This is a genomic window from Moraxella pluranimalium (assembly GCF_002014825.1).
Lineage (GTDB): Bacteria > Pseudomonadota > Gammaproteobacteria > Pseudomonadales > Moraxellaceae > Moraxella > Moraxella pluranimalium.
Window position 1 is genome coordinate 1 of sequence record NZ_MUYU01000014.1, and the last position, 1,226, is coordinate 1,226.

Here is a 1,226-nt window from a genome sequence, read left to right on the forward strand (position 1 = left end):
TGTAGTGGTACACTAATCCCGCAGTCCTCAATAAGTGGTACAATATCATAAAAATGAGGATAAACCATGAGACGACCAAGACGAAGCTTTAGTGCAGAGTTTAAATTAGAAGCAGTAAAATTAGTCACAGACAAAGGCTACAGCATATCCCAGGCTTGTCAGGAATTGGATGTTGGTGAAACATCATTTAGACGCTGGTTAAGCCAAGTCAAAGCAGAACATCAAGGCTATGTACTTGCAGGCTCAAAACCAATCAGTCCTGATCAACAACGTATTCGTGAGCTAGAAGATAGAATCAGAGTACTAGAAGAGGACAAGCTGATTCTAAAAAAGGCTACAGCGATTTTAATATCTCTCGAGAGCAAAAATACCAAGCAATCAAGACATTAAAATCGCACGGCATCAAGCGTTTATGTAAGTTATTTGGCGTCAGTGAAAGTGCTTACTATACCCAGTTACGACAGGCTAATAAACCAGCCAAGCATGTTGGCATCGCCACTCACATAAAAGCCATTTTTGATGAAAGCAGAGGCTCGGCAGGTAAACGCAGTATCAAAGCACGATTGCAAGCAAAAGGTATCACAGTTGGCTTGTATTTGGTGCGTAAGCTCATGAAGCAGCAAGGCTTATTTAGCAAACAACCGCAAAAATGGCGTTATCAGGACAAAGACAATGGCCAAATATTTGATAATATTCTGGCGCGACAGTTTAGTCCTAAGCCTCATATAACGGTGCTTTGTGGTGATACAACCTATCTGAAGGTTAAAGGCGTGTGGCATTATTTGGCAGTGGTTATTAATTTATCCAATCGTCAAGTGGTGGGTTGGAAGCTTGGCAATCGTCATGATGCAAATTTAGTGATTGATGCGTTAAACCATGCCATGCTAAACATCAAGCGCACACCAAACATGATCTTTCACTCCGATCAAGGTAGTATTTATGGCAGTGACAAGTTTACAGCTTGTGTAAACAGACACAAGCTAGTCCAAAGCATGAGTCGCCGAGGTAATTGTTGGGATAATGCCCCAATGGAGCGATGGTTTCGTAGTTTTAAACATGAGTGGATGCCAAAAGGTGGTTATCGTGATGTTGAAAGTGCAATGAATGATGTCAAAGACTATGTGATGTATTATAATCACATTCGTCCACATCAATACAATCAAGGTCTGGCACCAGTTCCAGCAAAATCAACTTATCAGGGACTGTTGAATTAGTTGACCACTACA

At 41.2% G+C, this 1,226-nt stretch carries 2 protein-coding genes; both read left to right on the forward strand.

Annotation, left to right across the window (positions count from 1 at the left end):
* The first annotated feature begins 66 nt into the window (after positions 1 to 66).
* Positions 67 to 390, forward strand: coding sequence for a transposase (locus B0680_RS05905; protein ID WP_078254176.1), 324 nt, complete (start codon positions 67 to 69; stop codon positions 388 to 390).
* A gap of 11 nt (positions 391 to 401) precedes the next feature.
* Positions 402 to 1,214 (forward strand): IS3 family transposase, encoded by an 813-nt coding sequence (locus B0680_RS05910; protein ID WP_078254177.1) that lies wholly within the window; start codon positions 402 to 404, stop codon positions 1,212 to 1,214.
* The last annotated feature ends 12 nt before the right edge of the window (positions 1,215 to 1,226 follow it).